We start from the raw sequence: 7,304 nt of genomic DNA on the forward strand, positions 1-7,304 counted from the left end.
TGCTGAGGGCGTGAAGTAGTGTGATGTTTTTTTTTTTTCAAAGAAGAGGCCGGAATAGGAGATTGCCTTTGGTCTGGGGGGCGGGGAGTTGTGTAAAAGAGACGGGTGGGGGGAGGGGCCGAACGACCGACGCCGCCGCCTCCGGCGGGGGGGTTCCCGTACCCGCCGCCGAGGCCTTCGACGAGTTCGACGGCGTCGTTTCAACCGCCGGTGCAGACTACGCCGTCCCGTTCGAGCAACTCTTCGAAGACGCCGACTGGGACTTCGGCGAGGTCGACCCCGACGTGTTCGGTCCCGCACAGGCTACTATCGACGTTATCGACGGGCCGACCTACACGCTCGGTGAGACGGACGAGGATATCCTCGCCGAATCGTTCGGACTGTGAGGCGAAAGCCGGTCCCGCCCGCCCCGGATTCGCTCGACAGACTGTGGGATGCCCACCGCGCCGTCCCGCTGATTCCGGGGTCCGAAGACGACTGTTGCGGCCGAGTAGCAGAGCGACTGGACGTGACACCTGACGAGGGCCGCGACTGGCTGGTATTCTGTCAGTCGCTCGGACTCGCCCGCGAAGTGAGCCGTGGCTTCGAGCGCGTCCGCGGCGACCGGCAAAAAGAGGAACTCAGAACCGCGTTTGTCGAGCACGTCTTCGGCGCACAGGAGGTTCTCGACGCTCTCGGCGACGACCCGCGTTCGGCAGACGACGTGTTCGAGGCGTTCGAACCGACGGTCCCGAACTGGGAACGACACCGCGACCCCGAAGGCTGGGAGTCTCGCTGGCGCGACCGGGTCGCGCGGCTTCTCGACTGGGCGGTGCTGTTCGGGGTGGCAGCGCAGAAAGACGGCGGGTACGTCGCAGTCGACGCCTAGTTATTCGGCTACTCAGCTATCTAACTAGTCAACCTTCGTCACCGTTCCGACGCCCTTCGACCGACCCTCACGGAAGACGAATCGTTGCCCTTCTTCGACGAAATACGGCCGGAACTTGAATTCGATGCGTGTCTCCCCCGTGTCGCCCGGGAGGAGTTGGCCGCCCTCGGGGTGGAAGATAGCCGCCTCGGAGACGGTTTCGAGGTGGATGACCGGTTCGTAGCCCTCCCGGATTCGCGTCGGGTGGTTCAGCACCATCACTTCGGCTTCGAACTCGCGGACCGCTGTCGGTTCGGCGTCCGCCGGGAGCAACACCATCCCGCGTTCGATTTCGGATTCGCGGACGCCCTTGAGCGCGATACCGACGATTCGACCGGCGTTGGCCCGGTCGACGCGGTGGTAGTGCATCTCGATAGAGCGAACTTCGACCTCTCGGAACTCCCCGTCCGACATCGGTCCCAAGAGGAGTTTGTCGCCCGCTTCGACCGCGCCGGAGTTGACCGTGCCGGAGGCGACTGCCCCGACGCCGGTGACCGAGTACGTCCGGTCGATGTACATCTTGAAGTCGCCTTCGGCGGCGCTGCGCTTCGGGAGTGCCTCGAAAAGATGGTCGAGAACCTCCAATCCGTCCATCGTCACGGCGCTTGTCAGTACGAGCGGAACGACGGATTCGCTAATTTCGTCGACCGCGGCGTCGACACCGTGACGTGCGACGCTGAGCGGCGTCCGTCCCACGTCGCGGAGGAGTCGCTCGACCTCGCGTTCGACTTCGTCGACGCGCTCGTCGGTGACGGCGTCGACTTTCGTGATGGCGACGACCGTCGGGAGTTCCATCGCCAGCAAGATGCCGAGGTGTTCGCGGGTCGTCCGCGTCGGGCCGTCGTCGGCGGCGACGACGAGCAACCCGTAGTCGAGTCGCTGACCGACCAGTCCGCGAATCGTCGTCCGGAGCCACGGCTCGTGGCCGACGGTGTCGACGAACGAGACCAATCGGTCCGCCTCTTGGACGATTTGTGCTCGGTCGGATTTGCGGTGGGGATTCCGCATGTGAATCGGTCCGTCCTCGCTGAAGCCGTAGACGGCATACGAGAGGTCCGCGGACAGACCGCGTTCGACCTCGTGGGGCTGCACGTCGAGGAACGAACGCGTCTCGCCGTCTCCGTTGTCGGCTTGTCCCGTCACGAGCGACCCGACGAGGGTCGATTTGCCGTGGTCGACGTGGCCAGCAGTGCCGACGACGATGTGGTCGTCATCGACATCTAGCATCGCACCCTCGCGGATGGTCGCGACCCCGACGAGTCCGCGTTCGGCGGCGTCGCCGACGCCCCACGTCTCTACGTCTTCGATGTGAGCACCTGCCTCCTCGGCGAGCAAGGAGAGCACGTCCATCGTTTCGGAGAAGTCATCGGGGGAGATACCGGCAATGCCCCCGTCGTCGGTGACGCCGACCACGTAGGTGGCGACGCCGTCGCCGGAAAGCACTCGGTGTCGGAGTTGGGCCGCGAGCGACTCCATCCGACCGTCGGACAGGTGAACGGCACGGGTGAGGCGTTCTTTGAACTCGACGCTTCCGCCTTCCTCCTCACCGCGCTCGAGGGCCTCTTCGAGGAGAGACCGATCCACGCTCATGGAAAGCCGTAGGAAACCGACCGTGAAAACGCTTTCCGCGGTAGATACTACCATGATACAATACCACAATTGAGACGGCGTCGTCTCGAACAGCTATCAGAAATCTGTGAACTGCCTCGGGGTCAAGTCAAGGGTAATCTTCGATTTCCTGTATCCAGCAAATCGCAGCGCGATTTGCGAGACTCCGAGGCACTCGCCTTGTTCCTTCTGTAGACTACTCGGTACGCACAGTTCGTACTTGAAAAGCCGTTCGTAGCCCGTTACTCGAAAAGTAGTTCGCAACCCGTCACTCGGAGAGCCGTTCGTAGGCGCGGTTGACGCGCTTGAACGTCTCTTCGTCGCCCGATTCGGCGTCTGGATGCGTCTCCTTCACTCGCGCTCGGTACGCTCGTTTCACGTCCTCGGAGGAGGCATCGGCGTCGAGACCGAGAGTCCGGAGGGCCTTCTTTCGGCTCATCCCGCGTCGAGGTGGGCGAACCCTGTTCTGGTCAGTACGTGCGCCACTTTGCGGTCCACCCTGTCGTCCGGCGCGCCCGAACCGTCCTGCACCGGGGCCTTCTCGGGGACCACGTCGTGGCCCTGCACCGAACCCGCCGGTTTCGCGCTGCTGTGGGCCGCCACCGCCCGACTGAAAGCCGACCCCGCCAGCATCCGCCTGAACTCGCCGTCTAAACCGTTCTTCGAACCGGCCGCTCACGTCCGAGTACATGAAGTACGTCGTCGCGCCGAAGGGCACAGCTACCAACAACAACAACAGCTGTCGGTAGGCGAATGCCAACACGACGAGGAGCATGGTAATACCCGCGAACACCGCCGCGAGGCCCATGATAAGTCGGTCTCGGTCCACGGACGTAGTTGGTGACGCACGCTGGTAAACGTCCCGCCGAGAGCGGTACAGTCCAGTGCCAGTCTGTGATTTCCGCAGACTTACCGGTACTGGTTCAGCCGCTCTTTGAGTCGCTTCGCCGCCTGTCCCGCAGCCTTGTCGAAGTGTTCTCCCTGGTCTTCGCCGGTGAAGATGATGCCGCGTGAGGAGTTCACGAGACCGACGCCGTCTGCCAGTCCGTACTCGACTGCCGCCTCGGCGTCGCCACCCTGTGCGCCGACGCCGGGGACGAGAAACGGCAGGTCGGGGACCTGCTCGCGGAGGTCTTCCAACTCTTCGGGGCCGGTCGCGCCGACGACGAGTCCGACGTTGTCGTTTTCGTTCCAGAGGTCGCAGAGCGCCGCGACGCGCTCGTACAGGGGTTCTCCGGAGGCGAGTTCGAGCGACTGGAGGTCCGCGCTGCCCGGGTTAGAGGTGCGACAGAGGACGAACACGCCCTTGTCCTCGCGGGCGAGGAACGGTTGGATGGAATCGCGGCCCATGTAGGGGTTGACGGTGATGGCGTCGGCGTCGTCAAGCAGGTTCGCGTACTGTCGCGTCGTGTTGCCGATGTCGGCGCGCTTGGCGTCGAGGAGGACGGGAACATCCTTTCCGTGTGCGTAGGCGATGGTCTCGCGGAGCGAGCGCCAGCCGTCTTCGTCCTCGTAGAAGGCCGCGTTCGGCTTGTAGGCCGCCGCGTGTTCGTGCGTCGCGTCGATGATGCGGCGGTTGAACGCCCACCGCGGCAGGTCCTCGTCGCGGAGGTGTTCGGGAATCCGGTCGAGGTCGGCGTCGAGTCCGACCGAGACGACACTGTCCACCTTCTCGATGCGGTCCTGAAGGTCGTCAAAGAAGCCCATTGCCCGCGAGTGCGACGACCGTATGTAAGGGGTTTTCCCTTCGTCGCAGCCGGGAAGGTCGCTGGGAACTGTACGCAAGGGAACCGCACACAAGAAAACTCAGATTGGGCGTTCGACAACCCACAACACGCCTGCACCGACCGCAAGAACCCCGCCGAATAGGGCGAGTGCGCCGGTTGGAGAGACCACGTCGGCGACGACACCACCCGCGAGTTCGAACGGAACGACGGCGAGCGAGTAGAGCATCCCGGCGGCGGAGAGGACGGTTGCGCGCCCAACCGAGTCGACACGGTCGTTGATGTACTGGTTTCCGAGGACGCCCGAGACGTTGTTTACGCCGCGAACGACGGCAAATACCGGGAACGCCAGTGGACCGAAGATTGGGAGCACGGCGTAGGACACGGCGACGAAAAGCGGCGAGACGAGGACCCACCGCCGGACGCCGAGTCGGTCGCTAACCCCCCCGGAACGGTAGGTTGCCCCCGCCGCGATAATCGAGAAGGCGGCATACGAGGTACTCACGGCCGTATTTGTCGCTGACTCGGGGATACCAAGGTCCACTGCGACAGCACGGAGTATCGGCTGGTCGAGGATGTACGCCATGTTGACGACGCCAAACAGGAGCGCGAAGTAGACCACGAAGCTCCGAAGTGGGGGTTGAGTCAGTCGATTTCGGATGACGCGAATCGCCTTCCGCGGGGTGAAGTCGCCGCCACCGTCACCCGTTTCGGGAACCGAAAGCAGAACCGGAATACCGAGCGCTGTCACCACTGCGGTGGCGAAGAAGGGAACCGAGTAGTTCGCTACGTCGGCGAGTACGCCGCCAGCGAGTGTCGTCACGGCCCCGATTGCGAGGCCAATTCCGGTGGCTCGCCCGCGAACATTGGCGAACTCGTGTGTCTCGCTCGTTTCCTCCAGTAGGTCGTACAGCCACGCATCGTCGCTGCCCGACCTGAAGGTTTGGCCGATTGCCCACGCGGCGTAGACGACGGCGAACTGGAGAAACGTCTGCGACAGCCCCATCGCAACTGTCGAGATGGCGATGATGGCCGTGCCCAACGACATCGCGGACCGGCGGCCGAGTCGGTCACCGAGGTACCCGGTCGGAATCTCGCCGGCGACCAGCGCGAGCCACCAGATACTGTTGAGCGCACCGACTTCAGCAAACGAGAGACCCTGCGACCTGACGAATAGAATCCAAATCGCCGCGGTAAACGAGACGTACTCAGTCGTCTTGTAGGCGTAATACTTCGCGACCGGAGTCACAGAGAAGTCGCGGACGGTGCGCTGGTCGGTCATCGTGCGACCCACTTTGCACGCGGTTATGAACGTGGCGGTTCGGTGACAGTCAGGGAGGTATCACCCTGTTCTAAACGAGAAATCCGAACTCGGCGCACTGTGTGTGAGCCACCCCATCGAGACGACATCGACGCCGGTCTCCGCGTACGACTGGAGCGTTTCTAGCGTGATACCGCCGCTGGCTTCCGAGATGACATCGTCCGGTAGCCGGGCGACACCTTCGCGGACGCGTTCGGGCGGGAGGTTGTCGAAGAGGACGATATCGGCACCGGCGGCCGCGGCACGCTCGCCCATCTCCGGTGACTCCACTTCGACTTCGAGTTTCGTTGCGAACGATTTCCGTTCGGCGAACCGTCGAACCGCCTGCTCTAATCCGAGTTCCGCGATATGGTTGTCTTTCACCATGACCATCCCGGACAGCGTGAGTCGGTGGGTGTCGCCGCCACCGGCGACGACGGCCCGTTTTTCGACTCCGCGCAGACCGGGCGTCGTCTTCCGGGTTGCAGCAACACGAGCCGAGTTGGATACTTCTCGGACGATGTCGACCGCCTCTCTGGTCGCGGTCGCGACTCCCGAGGCGTGGCCGACGACGTTGGCCGCGGCGCGCTCTCCACGGAAGACGTTCTGTGCATCGCCTGCGGCGCGCAGGACCACGTCGCCAGCGTCGACCGACTCACCGTTTTCGACCGTCCGTTCGGCCTCGACTCCGAGGTAGTCGAAGACCGCGACCGCGGCGTCCAGTCCGGCGACGACCGTCGATTCTTTTGCAACGAGTCGTCCGGTCGTCTCACCGGGAACGTGGTTCGTCACGTCCCGGTGGCCGATATCTTCGGCCAACCATCGTTCGACCGTCTCAGTCGTCAGCACTGGCAGTCACCTCCGAATCGGAGAGCGAGTGACAGCCAGCTGACGGTGCGGATGCGGCAGCGCGGGCGACGAGAAGCGACGAGATACAGGCGTTCCGGAGTTCGTAGAGCGACCTCGAAACGCGAGTTCGGGCGTAGGCGTCGACCTCGCCCTTCAAGCGGCGGAGCCGCGACCGAGCGGTTTCGAGTCCGTCCGGGGTTCGCTCGACGCCGACGAACTCGTCCATCGTCTTGCCGAGGCGAGCAAACTTCGCGTCCGCGAACGCGTCGGGGAGCGCCGGGTCCGAATCTCGCGGCGGCGAATATTCGACGACAGTCGCGTTTCCACGACCTTGCGCTGCCGCCGTCTCGCCAGCGCGGGTGCCCCAGACGAGTCCTTCGAGAAGGCTCGTCGAGGCGAGGCGGTTCGCGCCGTGGACGCCGGTTCGGGCGCACTCACCGGCGGCGAACAGTCGGTCGAGCGAGGTCTGCCCATGCTTGTCGACGGCGATGCCGCCACAGAGGAAGTGCTCGCTCGGAGCGACTGGAATCCCGGCGTCGAGGTCGACGCCGCGGTCGTCGCACAGGTCGGCGAGGTCGGGGAACGCTTCGCGGAAGTCGATGTCGGAGACGTCGAGGACGACTCGGCCGGTTTGGTCGCGGGCGCGAGCGACGGCGCGGGAGACCACGTCGCGGGGTGCGAGTTCGGCGTCCTCGTGGACATCGGGCATGAAGCGCCGACCGTCGGCATCTCGCAGGACAGCACCCTCGCCGCGGACGGCTTCGCTCACGAGGAACGGTTGCGCCGACTCCTCGGCGGACGGGTCGGTTTCCGGGTCGTACGCGGTCGGGTGGAACTGCACGTACTGCATGTCCGAGACGGTCGCACCCGCGAGGGTGGCCATCGCGACGCCGTCTCCGGTCGCGCCCGACGGGTT

At 64.4% G+C, this 7,304-nt stretch carries 8 protein-coding genes; 2 read left to right on the top strand and 6 right to left on the bottom strand.

The genetic code is table 11. The features are described from left to right. The first annotated feature begins 68 nt into the window (after positions 1 to 68). Entirely contained in the window at positions 69 to 386 is a 318-nt protein-coding gene (locus QT222_RS18980) for a methenyltetrahydromethanopterin cyclohydrolase (RefSeq protein WP_491478062.1), read from the top strand. Next, positions 383 to 868: a double winged helix-containing putative transcriptional regulator gene (locus tag QT222_RS18985; protein WP_004060063.1), complete on the top strand. Its 486-nt coding sequence runs from the start codon at positions 383 to 385 to the stop codon at positions 866 to 868. Before QT222_RS18980 ends, QT222_RS18985 begins: the two co-directional genes overlap by 4 nt. 24 nt (positions 869 to 892) lie before the next feature. Here QT222_RS18985 and QT222_RS18990 read toward each other — a convergent pair whose 3' ends face one another. The 6 genes from QT222_RS18990 to QT222_RS19015 form a co-directional block, all read right to left on the bottom strand. Continuing rightward, positions 893 to 2,497 (bottom strand): GTPBP1 family GTP-binding protein, encoded by a 1,605-nt coding sequence (locus tag QT222_RS18990; RefSeq protein ID WP_491478063.1) that lies wholly within the window; start codon positions 2,495 to 2,497, stop codon positions 893 to 895. Positions 2,498 to 2,783: 286 nt separating this feature from the next. Beyond that, complete coding sequence (locus QT222_RS18995) at positions 2,784 to 3,344, bottom strand: J domain-containing protein (protein WP_491478064.1); 561 nt, start codon at positions 3,342 to 3,344, stop codon at positions 2,784 to 2,786. An 80-nt stretch (positions 3,345 to 3,424) separates the two neighbouring features. After that, positions 3,425 to 4,222 (bottom strand): orotidine-5'-phosphate decarboxylase, encoded by a 798-nt coding sequence (pyrF, locus tag QT222_RS19000; protein ID WP_491478065.1) that lies wholly within the window; start codon positions 4,220 to 4,222, stop codon positions 3,425 to 3,427. A 99-nt stretch (positions 4,223 to 4,321) separates the two neighbouring features. Beyond that, positions 4,322 to 5,521, bottom strand: a complete 1,200-nt coding sequence (locus QT222_RS19005; protein WP_491478066.1) for an MFS transporter — start codon at positions 5,519 to 5,521, stop codon at positions 4,322 to 4,324. Between the two features lie 60 nt (positions 5,522 to 5,581). Continuing rightward, positions 5,582 to 6,388, bottom strand: coding sequence for a carboxylating nicotinate-nucleotide diphosphorylase (nadC, locus tag QT222_RS19010; RefSeq protein ID WP_004060073.1), 807 nt, complete (start codon positions 6,386 to 6,388; stop codon positions 5,582 to 5,584). Next, a partial coding sequence (locus QT222_RS19015; RefSeq protein WP_491478067.1) for an FAD-binding protein occupies positions 6,375 to 7,304 on the bottom strand: 930 nt, incomplete at its 5' end. The genes nadC and QT222_RS19015, both read right to left, overlap by 14 nt.

It is taken from the genome of Haloferax sp. s1 (assembly GCF_058382125.1).

Excerpts from the sequence above, each read along its gene's own strand:
- pyrF (WP_491478065.1), bottom strand. The coding sequence starts at position 4,222 with ATGGGCTTCTTTGACGACCTTCAGGACCGCATCGAGAAGGTGGACAGT.
- QT222_RS19005 (WP_491478066.1), bottom strand. The coding sequence starts at position 5,521 with ATGACCGACCAGCGCACCGTCCGCGACTTCTCTGTGACTCCGGTCGCG.
- QT222_RS18990 (WP_491478063.1), bottom strand. The coding sequence starts at position 2,497 with ATGAGCGTGGATCGGTCTCTCCTCGAAGAGGCCCTCGAGCGCGGTGAG.